At 35.2% G+C, this 15,836-nt stretch carries 14 protein-coding genes; 3 read left to right on the top strand and 11 right to left on the bottom strand.

Translation table 11 applies throughout. The features are described 5' to 3' along the window. Positions 1 to 461, top strand: a 461-nt coding sequence (locus tag H3U96_RS10445; protein WP_198196539.1) for a hypothetical protein, incomplete at its 5' end; no start/stop codon positions are given. A gap of 163 nt (positions 462 to 624) precedes the next feature. Beyond that, entirely contained in the window at positions 625 to 837 is a 213-nt protein-coding gene (locus H3U96_RS10440; RefSeq protein ID WP_034904540.1) for a hypothetical protein, read from the top strand. Positions 838 to 1,093: 256 nt separating this feature from the next. Here H3U96_RS10440 and H3U96_RS10435 read toward each other — a convergent pair whose 3' ends face one another. Both H3U96_RS10435 and H3U96_RS10430 read right to left on the bottom strand, forming a co-directional pair. Continuing rightward, on the bottom strand, positions 1,094 to 2,497 hold the full coding sequence (locus H3U96_RS10435) for a glycoside hydrolase family 1 protein (protein WP_065577556.1): 1,404 nt from the start codon (positions 2,495 to 2,497) through the stop codon (positions 1,094 to 1,096). Positions 2,498 to 2,507: 10 nt separating this feature from the next. Next, entirely contained in the window at positions 2,508 to 4,367 is a 1,860-nt protein-coding gene (locus H3U96_RS10430) for a beta-glucoside-specific PTS transporter subunit IIABC (RefSeq protein WP_065577555.1), read from the bottom strand. 252 nt (positions 4,368 to 4,619) lie between these two features. Here H3U96_RS10430 and H3U96_RS10425 point away from each other — a divergent pair, with 252 nt between their 5' ends. Further along, positions 4,620 to 5,768: an MFS transporter gene (locus H3U96_RS10425; protein ID WP_065577554.1), complete on the top strand. Its 1,149-nt coding sequence runs from the start codon at positions 4,620 to 4,622 to the stop codon at positions 5,766 to 5,768. 78 nt (positions 5,769 to 5,846) lie between these two features. Here the strand turns inward: H3U96_RS10425 and citG are convergent, their stop codons facing one another. The 9 genes from citG to H3U96_RS10380 form a co-directional block, all read right to left on the bottom strand. Continuing rightward, a complete protein-coding gene (gene citG / locus H3U96_RS10420) occupies positions 5,847 to 6,740 on the bottom strand; it encodes a triphosphoribosyl-dephospho-CoA synthase CitG (RefSeq protein WP_065577553.1) in 894 nt (297 codons plus the stop codon). Between the two features lie 26 nt (positions 6,741 to 6,766). After that, complete coding sequence (locus H3U96_RS11465) at positions 6,767 to 9,736, bottom strand: DNA translocase FtsK 4TM domain-containing protein (RefSeq protein ID WP_065577552.1); 2,970 nt, start codon at positions 9,734 to 9,736, stop codon at positions 6,767 to 6,769. 91 nt (positions 9,737 to 9,827) lie between these two features. Next, entirely contained in the window at positions 9,828 to 10,358 is a 531-nt protein-coding gene (locus H3U96_RS10410) for a gamma carbonic anhydrase family protein (RefSeq protein WP_065577551.1), read from the bottom strand. After that, complete coding sequence (locus H3U96_RS10405) at positions 10,355 to 11,602, bottom strand: Bcr/CflA family multidrug efflux MFS transporter (RefSeq protein ID WP_198196537.1); 1,248 nt, start codon at positions 11,600 to 11,602, stop codon at positions 10,355 to 10,357. Before H3U96_RS10405 ends, H3U96_RS10410 begins: the two co-directional genes overlap by 4 nt. Positions 11,603 to 11,668: 66 nt before the next feature. After that, the gene (gene rsuA, locus H3U96_RS10400; protein ID WP_065577550.1) at positions 11,669 to 12,358 is read right to left on the bottom strand and encodes a 16S rRNA pseudouridine(516) synthase RsuA; all 690 of its coding nucleotides are present in this window, start codon (positions 12,356 to 12,358) and stop codon (positions 11,669 to 11,671) included. A 15-nt stretch (positions 12,359 to 12,373) separates the two neighbouring features. Continuing rightward, positions 12,374 to 13,111, bottom strand: a complete 738-nt coding sequence (locus H3U96_RS10395) for a class I SAM-dependent methyltransferase (protein WP_065651462.1) — start codon at positions 13,109 to 13,111, stop codon at positions 12,374 to 12,376. Continuing rightward, positions 13,098 to 15,125, bottom strand: coding sequence for an oligopeptidase A (prlC, locus tag H3U96_RS10390; RefSeq protein ID WP_198196528.1), 2,028 nt, complete (start codon positions 15,123 to 15,125; stop codon positions 13,098 to 13,100). Before prlC ends, H3U96_RS10395 begins: the two co-directional genes overlap by 14 nt. Positions 15,126 to 15,220: 95 nt before the next feature. Then, a complete protein-coding gene (locus H3U96_RS10385; RefSeq protein ID WP_065651460.1) occupies positions 15,221 to 15,478 on the bottom strand; it encodes a BolA family protein in 258 nt (85 codons plus the stop codon). Between the two features lie 82 nt (positions 15,479 to 15,560). Continuing rightward, the gene (locus tag H3U96_RS10380; protein WP_065577546.1) at positions 15,561 to 15,833 is read right to left on the bottom strand and encodes an STAS domain-containing protein; all 273 of its coding nucleotides are present in this window, start codon (positions 15,831 to 15,833) and stop codon (positions 15,561 to 15,563) included. Positions 15,834 to 15,836: the final 3 nt, after the last annotated feature.

Here is a 15,836-nt window from a genome sequence, read left to right as displayed (position 1 = left end):
TCATGGGTAAAATTGTCTCAACATTACAAAAAAACCGTGTGCAATGGTTAACAACCGAGTTTGATTACAAAAAGAATTCCCCTATTCGAAGTAAACTAACTGTTATTGAAAGCCATGTTGTCCCAAAATTGGTGATAGAGTCGGAATATGAAAGCGGGCAATATTTACCTGTCTCACAAGTCATAAAAAATGCTCAAGGTAATATTATCCGAACGTATAAAACTGTTAAAAAGAAAAATATTATCGCTATTTTAGAAAGATTCGATGAACAAGGCGTTAAAACTAACCATATTGAGATATCAAAACAAAGGGATATAGAAAATCAATACTTTGATAATAAAAAGCATGTGCGGTTTACAACAAGTGATATTCAAGATAAAGAGCATCCGCAACTTTATGATGAGTTACCATTTAATCCGGATGGATTTGAAATGATGCTATTTGAACATTTTAAAAAATAACAGTTCAGACTAGATAACATAATATAACAATAAGTGATGATAGATCTTAGTATTATCGTAACTATAAACTAATGAGTCATAGTTCAATTGAGCAATACATTGAGTATCCTCCCCCTACTTTGGTTACTCAATTAGCATCATTGACAAGAAAGTTGGAGACTATATGAAGACTTTAGTTAAAATCTGCTTACTTCCTTTTTTATTTGGGATATGCTCAATTCAATATGTGATCGCTAAGGTAAATATGAACGACCAACAAGTACAAATCAAGCTGTATCATAAGGCTGGTGCGCCAGAACTCTATCCAGAACATTTACGTACTGAAATTGATCAATTGAATGATGTGATATTTTATGAAGTCAGCAACGGCGTATAAAGAAGGCTTTGCCCGATCGTAACAAGCCTATGAATATGCTTACCATCTTTTTTTAATCAATTAGATAAATTGGAACAACGCTTAAGTTGTAACTATCCCCTTAAAATATTACATAAAAAAGTAGAAAATTCTCTATAGTATTTTTAAGGAGAATTTCAACATGAAAAATTATCTGAGCATCAAATTGTCTCCATATTAAAAAAAGCTGAAGCAGCTACCCCTGTCAAACAGCTTTGTCGTCTTTATGTTATATTAATTATTCTTCAATGCCATTGTCTTTGATGACTTGCTGATACCAATAAAAACTATCTTTTTTAATTCGATTAAGGGTTTTTAGGGCATGATCATCTCGATCGACATAGACAAAGCCATATCGCTTTTTAAAACCTTGATGTGAGCTTAATAAATCAATGGCTGACCATGGACAGTATCCAAATAGTTCAACACCATCTTCAATGGCATCATGGCAAGCTAAGATGTGCGATTTTATATAATCAATGCGATAGTCGTCATGTACTTTATTGTCAGCGGTTAACGTATCTGGTGTGCCTAAACCATTTTCAGTAATAATTAACGGTAAACGATATTGGCGATAATATTCATTTAGTACAAGACGTAATCCCATAGGATCAATTTGCGCACCATAAGTTGAGGCAACTAAATTTGGATTCTTCTCGATCTTGAAATAACCATAAAGATCAAAATCGATATCTTTTTCTTTGGTACCAAATGGATGGTTTTCATCTTCGGGTAGGTAACTAGCCACTAAAGTCCGATAGTAATTTACAGCAATAAAATCGGGCTTTGCTTGCTTTAAAATTTGAGCATCTTCTACTTGAGTAATAGGATAGATACCACAACGATTTAAGTAATTTTTATAATACCCAGGATAGTCACCAAAACAGTACATTTCAAGTGCGTAATTGGTTTTGAAATTGTCATTCATTTTCGCAGCCCATACATCCATGGGTTTGTTACTTGCAGGATAAGTCATCGTAGATGAAACCGCAGGCCCAACTTTACTGTCAGAAATTAATTCATGGCAATCATTGGTCGCCATCGCATGAGCAACAAACATATGATAATCCATCTGTGCCCTTACTTTTTCAACATCATGCGGAGCAACTTTATACATATTCATTCTCTCATTGACACGGATCATCAGATTTTGTTCATTATTAATCTGCCAATGTTTCACTCGATCTCCGAATGCTTGATAACATATTTGCGCATAACGTCTAAATGCATCAACACAACGACGATCTTGCCAACCATTATATTTATCAACTAAGGCGAATGGTAAATCAAAATGATAAAGAGTAATAAACGGAATGATATCGTTCTTAATTAATTCATTGATGACTTTATTGTAGAAATCAATGCCTGCTTGATTTATTTCACCATCACCATCGGGAATAATACGCGCCCATGATATTGAAAAACGATAAGTTTTTAGTCCTAACTCTTTAAATAACGCAATATCACTTTCAACATGATGATAAAAATCACTGGCGACTTTACTGTCGGCTTGTATAGCAGAGCGTTGAAATGAATTATAATCGGCAACAGTCATTCCTTTGCCATCTGCATCCCATCCACCTTCAATTTGAAATGCTGAAGATGATGCACCCCACCAAAAATCCTTAGCAAAAGCTTTCATAACTAAACCTCTAAACTTGAATAAATAATAAATCGTCTTTTTCACTAACCTGAGCTTGTTGGCAATATTCTATATGTTTATATTGATCGGAATTAACCACAATAATTGAGGTGGTTAAATCAAATTGTTGTTTTATTTTATCAATATCAAATGAAACTAATTTGGTTCCTTTAGTAATATGTTGACCAGCGTGAACATAAGACTGGAAGTATTTACCTTGTAAATTAACTGTATCAATACCGATATGAATTAGTAGTTCAATGCCATTATCTAATTTTAGCCCCATTGCATGTAAAGTAGGGTAGAGTGCCGTAACGGTACAATCTTCAGGGGCAACGATTTCACCAACTTTAGGATAAACTGCGATTCCTTTTCCCATTGCACCTGAGGCGAATGCTTCATCTTTGACTTGCTCTAAAGCAATCACCTCACCAGCAACCGGTGACACAATAGCGGTATCCGATGTTAATTGTGTATTGGACGTTGTTTGAACTGTTTTTGACGCTTCCTCATTTGGTATATCATTAAATCCAACAATTATCGTCATAATGCATGAACCAAAAAAAGCAAAACCTATGCCAATTAAATAACATAAGAAAGCTTTTGTACCTGCTTCGGCGTACACCGGTATTGTTAATACTCCTTGGTTAGCAAATGCGTTACCATAGGAGCCTCCCCAACCCATTAATCCCCCTGCGATTGCGCCACAAATGACGGCGCAGATCATCGGTCTTTTTAATCTTAAATTGGCACCATAAATTGCTGGCTCAGTAATGCCAAACAGGGCAGTAACCGTTGCCGATGCCGCGACTGTTTTAAGATTTTTATTTTTAGTTTTGAAAAATACGCCAAACGCTGCACCAGCTTGGGCAAAATTAGCCGCACCAGCAAATGCCAAAAGATTTTGTCTGCCTGTTTGCGCTACATCATTGATGCCAATTGGCACAATTGCGCGGTGAGCACCAAATATAACTAAAATACACCATACACCACCAATAAAAGCACCTAATAAGATAGGACTGACCCCCATGATGAAGTAATAGACCCAGTTTATAAATTCGCCGATATAGATACCAATTGGGCCAAAAATAAGTAGTGTAGCCGGGATCATGATGAGTAATGAAAAAGTAGGCACCATAATAATTTTTAAGACTTCTGGAATAATATTTTCTAGAAATCTTTGTACATAACTTAAAATAAACACCGCTAATATAATTGGAATAACACTTGAAGTGTAACTGGCTTTGGTGAGTTCGATGGCAAACAGTGTTACTGCGGTTTTACTAGCCATTAAGTTGACGATTGATGGATAGCATAATGTTGCACCAATAATCATGGAGATAAATTCATGTGCTTTAAATACTTTAGCAGCGGTATAACCGAGTATTATTGGCATGAAGTAAAAAACTGCATCCGATGCGGCATGTAAAATCGTATAGGTGTTATAGGTTTTGATATCAGTTTGATAGTAATAATTACCTATCATAACGGCTATAGCTAAAATTCCCTTTAACATACCTGAAGCGGCAATAGCCGGGATTATTGGTGTAAAAATAGCGGCGAAGGCATTTAAAATTTTTACCCCTAAAGATACTTTGGGTTCTGTTAGTTTGTTTTGCGTAAGCTTCCCAATTAAAGGTAGTAATTGATCATAAATTTTGGTGACTTTGTTGCCTAATACGACTTGGTATTGCCCACTACTTTCAACGACCGAAATCACTCCTTCTGTCTGTAATAATTTTTCGCGATCAGCCTGTTTATTGTCATTTAATTGAAATCGTAAGCGAGTAAAGCAGTGTGTTAAACTAACAACATTCTCTTTACCGCCGACTAATTCAAGTATTTGCCGTGCAATTTTTTGATAGTCCATTATTTTCTCCATTACTTAAAGAATGGTTATACATTGATAAAAAAGACTAAATACACTAAAAATTATCATTATAATATCCATTATAAAGTTGTGATTAGTATGACTTTAGTGAGATTAATTTTTATCACTTCATTTACCTGTTTCAAGCTAGCATAGTTTAAAAAATTAGACAAGTTAGCCTTAATTATTGCTAAATAATTTATTTAGATATATTTTTAGAAGCAATGATTATACGTATTAAATTGTGAATAAATGAAATCAGCCAAAAAGAAGTCATATTTACTATTGTGTATCGTGTTTTTTTTCTGGTATGCACAATATATCTATATTCCTTATCAAACACCTTATCTTGCGGCGATAAATCTATCGACCAATTTAATTGGAATGGTGGTTAGTGCTTATGGTTTTTCACAATTGTTTTTAAGATTGCCAGTTGGAATATTGGCCAATGTAAAAGAAAAACACAAAATTTTCATTATATTAGGTGCTTTTTTGGCTGGAATTGCCTCTGTGATTAGGGTTATTGAACCAAATGGCACCGGCTTTTTTATCGGTAATATAATTTCTGGTTTCGCAAGTGCAATGTGGATATCTTTTATGGTGCTTTTTTTGGGTTTTTATCCTAAATCTAAAAAAGGGTATGCAACCAGTTTAATCATAATGGTGAATAATCTTGGTGTGTTTTTAGCTTTTCTAACTAGTACATTGTTATATGATTACATTCATATGGTAGGGATTTGTTTACTCAGCTGTTTAAGTGGATTATTGGCTTTTATCTTAGCAATAAAACTCAAATATCCTGAAAAGATCCATCATGATTTTAATTATCATCTTTTATTTAGTGCATTAGGTAATCGAAAATTATTATTTTTTTCATTTCTTGCTTTAATCCAGCAAGGAATTCAAATGTCTACCACAATGTCTTTTACCAATCAGATACTAAGTGATTTAGGGGGTAACGCCTTTTTAATTGGCATTTCCTCAATTGTCTATATGTTATCATCAGTTTTATTTGCTAGATTAGGTGCGACTAAGTGGATTGATTTATTAAGCACTTCAAGCTGGGTTATTTTATCTTTTTTATTATTGGCACTTTATTGTATTTTCATACCTCAAGTATCGCACGTTTACGCTATTTTGCTCTTACAAATTATTCCTGGTATAGGGACAGGTATTCTATTTTCATTTTTAAATTTTGAAGCCATGATAGATGTGCCATCGTACGCTCGTTCAGCTGCTATGGGATTGTTTCAAGCTATTTATGCATTAGGTATGACTCTTTTCCCAATTATTGTTGGCGTGATCAGTTTGCAATGGTCAATGACTATTGCTTATTTTAGCTTAGCCGGCATAGCAATAATCGGTGCAATTTTATCAATAATCTATTGGTTTAAAATTTAAAAGCGACATTGGCTAAAATATTTATAAAAAATAGGCTAATTAGATAGATAAATTTTTTTAGAATTCGAAGGATAAATATTATTTTGAATAGTTAGACAAAAACCAAGTAACGGCAATTAGATCGGCTGAGCCTCCAGGGCTTAAATGACGTTTTATTAGTTCATCATCTAACTTAGCAATCATTTCCAGTCCATTTGGATGCATAATGCCACCTTGCTGGATTAAATTTCTTGCTTCATTTTGCACGAACTCTAATCCGGCCAGTCCTCCTCTAGAAACTAAGTTTGTGTCTTGATTGTAAGTTAGTAAGTATAGCATTGCTTGTAATAGGGCTGATTCTTCATTATAGCCACTATTCAACATTTCTTGATAAATTGGGAGTGATATCTCACGTGCGGTTGTATATCCTGATTCAGCTTCGCCTCTTGCACCAGTAAGATTATGTTGTTTAAAAAGTCGTTCTCCTATTGAGTGGCTGCGGTTATTTTTTGATAACTCGTTATTAACCATACCATGGCAAATATTGGCTACCTCATTACAGATCATCGGAATAGTTGTTTGTAATTTAAGTTGCTCTAATTTACCAATGGCACTTAGTAATAGACCAAAGGCAAATATACCACCTTTATGAGTATTAATCTGTTTAGTTGCACTAAACATCGCTGTTTCACATTCAAGGCCAATTGGTCGAATATTTGCTAAAAAATCAGGTGCTGCAACGTTGGTATTATGTTTACCATATTGATAAAAACGTTCAAACCAATTTGAAATGGCGTTAATACTTGTTATGAATGTTTGAAAATTCATATCGTGATGTGCGCCATTATTGTTCATATCAACCAATCCAGGTTTGGGTGATAAGCAGATCTCTCTAATTAACGCTTGTACCGCCAATATTGTCGGTGAGCTCAGAATATTATGACTTATCAATTTCGATTCTAAGCTAATTACTTGCGATAAATAATTACTCATGGAATAGGCTGCCTTTACAATTAAGCTTAATAATCATTATGAGATGCTTGAGCAAGTACTTCTCGATTACCATTATGGGCAGGTGCACTTATAATGCCTTCCATTTCCATTTGTTCCACAATTCGTGCGGCTCGGTTATAACCAATTCTGAATTTACGTTGGACACTGGATATTGATGCTCTACGTGTTTCAATGACGAAAGAAACAACTTGATCAAATAGTGGATCGAGTTCTTCATCAATAGTATCAAAGCTACCACTTTCACTATCGTCGGTTGAGACGGTTACATTTTCAATATATTTAGGTTTACCACGCGCTTTCCAATCTTGAACGACGGCATGAACTTCTTCATCACGGACAAAAGCGCCATGAACACGAACAGGAATAGAGCTATTTGGCGCTAAATAGAGCATATCACCCATACCAAGCAGAGATTCTGCACCCATTTGATCTAAAATGGTTCGTGAGTCAATCTTACTTGAAACTGTAAATGCAATTCGGGTTGGTATATTGGCTTTAATTAAACCGGTAATAACATCAACAGAAGGTCTTTGGGTAGCTAGTACCAAATGAATACCTGCGGCTCGGGCTTTTTGGGCAAGTCGAGCAATTAACTCTTCTACTTTTTTACCAACAGCCATAATTAAATCGGCAAATTCATCAACCATAACCACAATATATGGAAGTTTTTCAAGCGTCGGCATTTCTAGATCCATACTATCGGTTGGTTTCCAGAGTGGATCTGGAATTGGTCGTCCCATCTCTTTCGCAAGCTTGATTTTCTCATTAAAACCAGCAATGTTACGAACGCCTAAAGCTGACATTAATCGATAGCGGCGCTCCATTTCATTAACACACCAATTAAGCGCATTAGCCGCATCTTTCATATCAGTTACCACTTGGGTTAATAGATGAGGTATTCCTTCATAAATCGACAGTTCTAACATTTTCGGGTCGATCATTATAAATCTAACATCTTCAGGCTGTGATTTATATAAAATGCTTAATATCATGGCATTAACACCAACTGATTTACCTGAACCTGTAGTTCCTGCGACTAATAAGTGAGGCATTTTTGCTAAATCAGCAACCACCGATTGTCCAGCAATATCTTTTCCTAAAACGACCGTAAGTGGAGATTGAGCGTTTTTGAATTGTGGGCTATCTAATACTTCTCTGAAATAAACGGTTTGTCGATTTTGATTAGGTAATTCAATACCAACATAAGGTTTACCCGGTATTACTTCTACAACCCTTACTGATGGCATAGATAATGAACGAGCTAAATCACGATCCAGTGTTGATATTCTGGCAGCTTTAATACCCGGAGCCAATTCAATTTCAAACCGCGTAATCACAGGTCCTGGTAAATAATCAACAACGCGAGCTTTTACTCGATAATCTGATAAACTTTTTTCAATTTGCTGTGCCATTGCATTTAACGCAACATGATCAACCTCAATTCGTGTTGTTGGTGGTGGCGTTAATAAATTTAACGACGGTAATGGGGTAGTTGGCTTGGGTAAAGGTTTATCATTACGTTGTAATAACGGATGAATTAGGCTTTCTCCCTCATCTTCATTATCTTCTTCGGCATCTTTATCGATAATTGTTGCCGTTTGAGTTAAAGATGTAAGTGCTTGTGTCGTTTCTTCGTTATCAACATCATTTAAATAAATATCATCAATAGTAGGATTTTCTTGTTTAAGAAGAGAGATATCAACATCCTCAGGTATTTCAAAGTTGTCTGGAATATCATTGGATTGATAATTATTATATTCTTGAGTAATACTTGGTGATATTTCATCCTCAACTGGTTGTATCACATTTGGTTCAATCACACTCTCGCTGTTAAAAGTAGGATGATTTATATTTATTTCAGGTTCATGATGTTCCATAGTAAATAATGGTTTACTTGGTGCATCGGCAATTGTGTACTTATCTTCTTCGAACGGTTGAATAATCTCTTGATTATCCATTTGGTCATTAGATTCCGCCAAATTATTAGAATTAGTTGTACCACCTTCATTCATATTTTTTAAAATGTTTTCCATCCGCGCTAATATTGCATCAGGATCAAGGTCTTTTTTGGCTGCCTTGTCAGTTACATCATGAGTTTCGTCTGTAGCTGCAGTGTTAGCTTCGATCGTTTGTAATAATTGTGCTGCCGTTTTTATAAATTTTTCATCATGTTGTAATGAAATCGGATCTATTGTTGATTCGGCTTTTTCCGTATCTATTTTAGTGGTTATTTCTGGATTATTTGTAGCCAAGTTGGTTAGTTTAATACTATCTTGACTACTATCATTCATATCAAGATGTAAATCAATCTGTGGTTCTTTTTCTTGTATAGATGCTTCATCATTTTGATTTTGCGCAACTGATTGTGTCACTTTATCTGGTGTAAATAACCATTTTATTGGCGACAGTATTAACATAACCAATGCACCGATTTTTTCAAATAGATAAAGCCACGAAAAGCCAGTCAGTAATGTAACACAAGCTAAGGTTGTTGCCAGTAAGGCTAAAGAGCTGACTAAGTTGCTCATAACTGGTAACAAGCTTTCAATAACGATTGAGCCTAGATAACCTCCGGCTTGGAATTGTTCTGGATCACGAATATTCAGTGTAAAAAAGCCACAACAACTAAGTATAAAAGCTAATATACCAATAATTCGAAATGAGACACTGAAATAGTTAATTGGCTCATTACTATGACGATAAAAATAGCCCATTAACTGTAGACAAAAGAAAATAATTATTATTGGTAAACTAAAAGCAATCAGTCCAAAAAATTGAAATAAAATATCAGCAGCGTATGCACCAATATAACCGCCAAAATTGCTAATAGGATTATGCCAAGCAGTACGTGACCAACCAGGATCTGAGGGATTGTAAGTAAAAAGTGATAAAAATAAACAAACAGATAATCCTATTAATGTTAATAGAATTAATTGAATAACAATCTGTCTTCTAGTAATTTTAAATTTTTTCAAACACGTACCTAAAAGCTATCTTAATTAAAATTTTAGCTATTTTATCATAAATTAAACCCACTTATAGCGTGGATGAGAGATAAAAAATAATTTATTGATATGAATCCAATTCGATTAAAGTTTGATTAAATCTTTGTGCATTTAATACATAGTGTTGAGCATTTGTAACGTTGGCTAGAATTTCTTTCTCAGTCAATTTGCGAATAATTTTAGCTGGAGATCCCATAATTAGACAACCTTCTTCATATGGTAAGCTGTGGGTAACTAGTGAATTAGCACCTACCAAGCAATTTTTAGCAATTTTAGCATTATTTAAAATTGTGCTACCCATACCAATTAAAACATTATCTTCGACCGTGCAGCTATGTAAAATGACGTTATGGCCAATTGTCACGTTTTCACCAATAATACATGGAACATTAGTTTCAATATGAATCGTAGAGTTATCTTGGACATTACTATTTTTACCAACATGTATCTTGGCGATATCGCCACGTAAAACTGCATTAAACCAGATAGATACATTTTCATCTAATACCACATCACCAATAATATCGGCAGATTTGGCAATAAAGCAAGTTGGATTAATTTGTGGTTTTAAGTTGCCTAATAGATAAATCATGTTTTTTTCCTTGTTATATTTCTAACACTCAAAAATAAACCAACGGCTAAGAAGTTACAGATCACCATTGAACCAACCATTAACCATTCAGTTAAACTATTAGTAACCGAGCTTGTAGTATGTGTTGAAACGAGCGTAGAAAGTAAAACACCAATAGCGCCGGCAACAGCAAAGCGAATCGTGCCAGCAAGTGAGGAGGCGGTACCGGCGATATGAGAATAACAATCAAGAATTACCGCCATACAATTCCCTCCTATGGTTGAAATACAACCGATATAACCAGCAATAAATATGACTAAAAAGAAAAATCCTAAGTTAAATATACTAGTAATTGCCATACCAATTGTCATTATAAACTGAATTAATAATCCTAATTGTATCATTTTTATCGAGCCAACTCGTCGTACCAGACGGCTATTCAGGGTGTTCATAAATATCATAACTAAAATATTTATAGCAAAGTAATAACCAAAATTGATTGAAGCAACGCCATGTAAATTAATATAAACAAATGGCCCCAGACTAAGAAATGAGAATAGTCCTGCTCCAGAAAATGCGCCAATCATCATATAAGTAAATACTTGCCTATGTCTAAATAACGCAATGAAATTACTTAAAATTCTAATTATGCTGAATTTATCACGTTTTGATTTAGCTAAGGTTTCAGGAATATTGATTGTTACCAAACTAAGGCAGATGATAGCCATTAAACTAAGAACATAGAAGTTCGCTTGCCAGTCAAACCAGAATAGAATAAAACCGCCAATAATTGGTGCAAGTAGTGGGGCAACATTGGATATGAGCATGACAAAAGACATCATTTTTGAAAACTCATCACGATCACGATAAATATCTTTCATTAATGCATTAATGACAATTGTAGTTGCTGATGCCGCTATGCCATGAAAAAAGCGGGCAGTAATTAATTGATTTATATTGGCAGCTAGACCACAACATAATGCAGCAATGATAAAGATAATTAGCCCAAAAGTTAAAACTTTTCGTCGCCCATAGCTATCGGTTAGGGGCCCAAATAAAAGTTGGCCTAGTGAAAATCCTAATAAATAACAACTTATCGTTAATTGTACAGTGGAGTCGGCAACATTAAATTTTTCGGCAATAGTTGGCATACTTGGCAAATACATATCAATGGATAATGGCATCAACATTGAAATTAAACCAAGAATAAAAATGAGTGCTTGTTTAGAAACTTTGATTTCTATTTGCGGATCTTGTGTTTGCACGTCGTTATTCCTTTGGAGCTAAAATTTAGCAAAAAAATAATTATTTATTCAATCTAATCAAAAATACTAATTAAACGAATTGATCTCGTCCTGAGTAAGCGGCCGATATTCGCCTTCAGGTATATTAAGAACAATATTGCCGATCTGTTTGCGATGTAATTGGGTGACATGGTTATTTACCGCTGCAAACATTCGTTTTACTTGGTGATATCGCCCTTCGCTTATAGTGAGTTCTGCATGATAATCGTCAATGATAATCAATTTAGCTGGTTCGGTTAGAGTTTTTTCACTTTTTAACTGAATGCCTTGTTTAAATATATCAATAAGATTAGCGGTAAGTGGTTGTTCAACTGTCACTTGATAGACTTTTTCACAATGATGTTTAGGTGATGTTATTCGATGTGACCACTTACCATCATCGGTTAATAAAACCAAACCAGTGGTATCAAGATCCAGTCTGCCTGCTGAATGCAGTTTTTCTGCCATAGGTTCATCAATAAAATAGAGGATAGTTGGATGATCTGGATCATCAGTAGAACAGACATAACCTTGCGGTTTATTGAGCATAAAGTAGCGATTTTCGGTAATAGGGACGATTTCGAAACCATCATATTCTACAATTTGATCTGGTGAGATATGATAAGCCCCTGATTTGACAATATCACCATTAACGGTAACTTTTTGGGCTTTGAGTTCTTTATTAACTATGGTTCGGCTTACACCCAGATGGTGAGCCAGAAATTTATCCAGTCGCATATTTAAATACTGTTCCTATATACAATCTAATGGTGTATAAATATCAAAACGATGATTTTTAGTTTTAATTTCAGCCGTTGGTTTTTGATTGGCTAAAAATGGTGCATAATCAGGCCGTTTGACAACAACTCGTTTTTTGGCTATTCGCCTTGCCGGTTCGAGCAAACTTTCGGCATCAAGATCACTACCGACTAATTGTTGAAAAATACGCATCTCTTTTTTGACTAATGCACTTTTTTGTCGATGTGGAAACATCGGATCAAGATACACAACATCAGGTTTATCTTGATATAAGCTGAGTCCATGTAAGCTTGAATTATAAATTAAACGTAACTGTTTTTGTAATAATTGACCAATAGTCGGATCTTGATAAGCACGATCAAGTCCATCAGCGAGTAAGGCGGCGACCACAGGATGACGCTCAAACATTGTAACTTGACAGCCAATAGAAGCTAATACGAAGGCATCTCGTCCTAATCCAGCAGTGGCATCTATAACGGTTGGTAAGTAATTACCTTTAACTCCAACAGCTTTGGCGATAGCTTCACCACGACCACCACCAAATTGACGACGATGTGCCATTGTGCCTGACACAAAATTAACTGCGACTGCCCCTAATTTTGGCTCATCGGTTTTTTGTAACTCAAGTTGATGAGCTTGACTAACTAAAACAAATGGAAGTTCGATATGATCGGATAACCACTGCTCAGCTAATTGTTTTAGCTGAGCAGAATTGATATTAGTGGATTCCATAGTGACGAAGTAATGCCTCAAGTTGTGGCTCACGGCCACGGAAATTTTTAAACAATGTCATAGGTTCATCACTGCCACCCTGCGACAAAATATTATCAAGAAATGCAGTACCGGTTGATTCATTAAAAATCCCTTCTTCTTCAAAACGAGAAAATGCATCTGCTGATAAAACTTCCGCCCAAAGATAACTATAATAACCAGCCGCATAACCACCAGCAAAAATATGGCTAAACGCATGTGGGAACCGTCCCCAATCAACAGTAGGAACTACTGCAACTTGTTGCCTGACTTGCTTTAATGTCTCTAAAATATCCGGTGCTTTGTTACTATGTAGTTTAAAATCAAATAAACCAAATTCTAATTGACGTAAAATAAATAATGCTGCTTGGAAGTTTTTGGCATCTAGCATTTTATCTAACATCTCTTTAGGTAAAGGTTCTCCAGTTTGATAATGACCGGAGATAAATTCTAAAGCCTCAGGTTGCCAGCACCAATTTTCTAAAAATTGACTTGGTAATTCAACCGCATCCCATGGCACACCATTAATACCTGCTACCGACGATACCTCAATTTCAGTCAACATATGATGTAATCCATGACCAAATTCATGGAATAATGTGGTGACTTCATTGTGGGTGAATAATGCGGGTTTATCGCCAATTGGACGATTGAAATTACAGGTTAAATAGGCCACAGGTTTTTGGATATGACCATCAGCAAAACGCATTTGGCCAATACAATCATCCATCCAAGCTCCACCGCGTTTATGCTCACGGGCATATAGGTCGAGATAAAAACTACCTTTTAATTCACCATTGGCAGCATAAAGATCATAAAATTTTACCTCTGGCGCCCAAACTTCTACGTCATGGCGTTGTTTAGCGGTAATACCGAAAATACGACGCACGACTTCAAATAATCCACTAACGACACGTTGTTCAGGGAAATAGGGACGAAGCTCTTCATCATTGATAGTATATAGATGTTGTTTTTGTTTTTCGCTGTAATAAGCGATATCCCAAGGTTTAATATCACTAGCTCCAAAGAACTCATAAGCATATCTTTTTAAATCGGCTAACTCTTTTTCACCTTGTGGTTTGGCCTTGCTGGCTAAATCAGTTAAAAAGGCAGTAACTTGCGAGGTTGTTTCAGCCATTTTGGTTGCTAATGATTTATCAGCATAAGTTTCAAAACCGAGTAATTTAGCGAGTTCATCACGAAGTGATAGAATTTGTTTAATAATATCGGTATTATCCCATTTACCTGCATTAGGCCCTTGATCGGATGCGCGAGTATTATATGCTTGATAAAGTTCAAAGCGTAAGTCTCGATTATCACAGTAAGTCATAATCGGTAAATAACTTGGCATATCTAAAGTTAGTAACCAACCTTCTTGATTTTTAGCTTTTGCCTGTTCTTTTGCTGCGGCTAAGGCACTTTCAGGTAATCCAGACAAGTCGTCAACATTAGTAATTAGTTTAGACCATCCCATTGTTGCATCTAATACATTATTACTATATTGCGATGATAATTCTGAAAGTTTAGCAACAATTTCACCGTAACGTTTTTGTTTATCATCTGATAAGCCGATTCCAGATAATTCAAAGTCACGTAAGGCATTGTCGATAACTTTTTTCTGTGCCTTACTTAAATTTTCATAATGCTTGCTATCTTTGAGTTGTTTGTAAGCTTGATATAGCGGTTTATGTTGTCCAACCCAAGTGCTGTATTCCGAGAGTAATGGTAAACAAGCTTCATAAGCTTCACGTAATTCAGGACTATTTTTCACTGAATTAAGATGACTAACCGGTGACCACGCTCGGCTAAATTTTTCATCCATTTCATCAATGGGTTGTATTAGGTTATCCCAAGTGTATTCACTATTTTGTTCCAATACTGATTCGATTGTTTTACGGCAGTTGTTTAATGTCTCTTGAATAGCAGGCAGAACATGCTCAGGTTTAATTTTTGAAAATTGGGGTAATGATGAATTGCTTAATAGTGGGTTAGTCATACTGCGATACCTTATGCGAATGATTATGGTTCTTAATAAAACATTATGTTGTGGCTAAAAACCTTAATTCAAGTCAAAATGCTGATTGGGTTTAATTATAAACCCATTAATTTACGCTCACGTTGCCATTCAGTCGGTGTATAGGTTTTGATTGATAATGCATGGATCCGATTATCATTAATAAATTCGGCTAAAGGTGCATAAATAGCTTGTTGTTTTTTTACTCGACTTAATTCGGCAAAGATTTCACTAACTGCAATAACTTGAAAGTGGCTGCCATCATCAGTCATTACATGAACATCATCGAGGTCGAGTGAATTTTTTAATTTAGCTATAATTTCTTGCTTATCCATTATTTAAACTCTTATTATCTATATTTTGTTTATTAAAAAATTTTGAGGAAAGGGGTTTTTTATTATGAATTTGCATTAACAGTTACTGATTAATGACCGTTTGCAAATCATAAAGTTCAATTAATGTTTGTAACTGGGGGCTGATCCCGGTTAATTTGATATTATATTGGTTACAAAAATAGACTAGTGTCGCGAGCCCAGAAGAGTCAACGCGGGTAACTTGAGTTACATTGATATCCGTTACACCATTTAAAAGTGTTTTTTGTGTTGACCATAAATCATTTAATGAGTGAGCATCAAGCTCACCGATTAAATTAAGTGTATTTTGTTGTTTTTCTGCTTGGATTCGCGACATGAT

Origin of the sequence: Gilliamella sp. M0364 (assembly GCF_016100565.1) — a bacterium.
In the GTDB taxonomy this organism is placed as follows: Bacteria; Pseudomonadota; Gammaproteobacteria; order Enterobacterales; family Orbaceae; genus Gilliamella; species Gilliamella apis.
Note: the sequence above shows the minus strand (reverse complement) of the source record. Positions and strands in the feature narration are given on the sequence as shown.

What these genes read in the sequence shown, in the direction of transcription:
- H3U96_RS10440 (WP_034904540.1), top strand. Translation starts at nt 625, where the DNA reads ATGAAGACTTTAGTTAAAATCTGCTTACTTCCTTTTTTATTTGGGATA.
- H3U96_RS10435 (WP_065577556.1), bottom strand. Translation starts at nt 2,497, where the DNA reads ATGAAAGCTTTTGCTAAGGATTTTTGGTGGGGTGCATCATCTTCAGCA.
- H3U96_RS10430 (WP_065577555.1), bottom strand. Translation starts at nt 4,367, where the DNA reads ATGGACTATCAAAAAATTGCACGGCAAATACTTGAATTAGTCGGCGGT.
- H3U96_RS10425 (WP_065577554.1), top strand. Translation starts at nt 4,620, where the DNA reads ATGAAATCAGCCAAAAAGAAGTCATATTTACTATTGTGTATCGTGTTT.
- citG (WP_065577553.1), bottom strand. Translation starts at nt 6,740, where the DNA reads ATGAGTAATTATTTATCGCAAGTAATTAGCTTAGAATCGAAATTGATA.
- H3U96_RS10410 (WP_065577551.1), bottom strand. Translation starts at nt 10,358, where the DNA reads ATGATTTATCTATTAGGCAACTTAAAACCACAAATTAATCCAACTTGC.
- rsuA (WP_065577550.1), bottom strand. Translation starts at nt 12,358, where the DNA reads ATGCGACTGGATAAATTTCTGGCTCACCATCTGGGTGTAAGCCGAACC.
- H3U96_RS10395 (WP_065651462.1), bottom strand. Translation starts at nt 13,111, where the DNA reads ATGGAATCCACTAATATCAATTCTGCTCAGCTAAAACAATTAGCTGAG.
- prlC (WP_198196528.1), bottom strand. Translation starts at nt 15,125, where the DNA reads ATGACTAACCCACTATTAAGCAATTCATCATTACCCCAATTTTCAAAA.
- H3U96_RS10385 (WP_065651460.1), bottom strand. Translation starts at nt 15,478, where the DNA reads ATGGATAAGCAAGAAATTATAGCTAAATTAAAAAATTCACTCGACCTC.
- H3U96_RS10380 (WP_065577546.1), bottom strand. Translation starts at nt 15,833, where the DNA reads ATGTCGCGAATCCAAGCAGAAAAACAACAAAATACACTTAATTTAATC.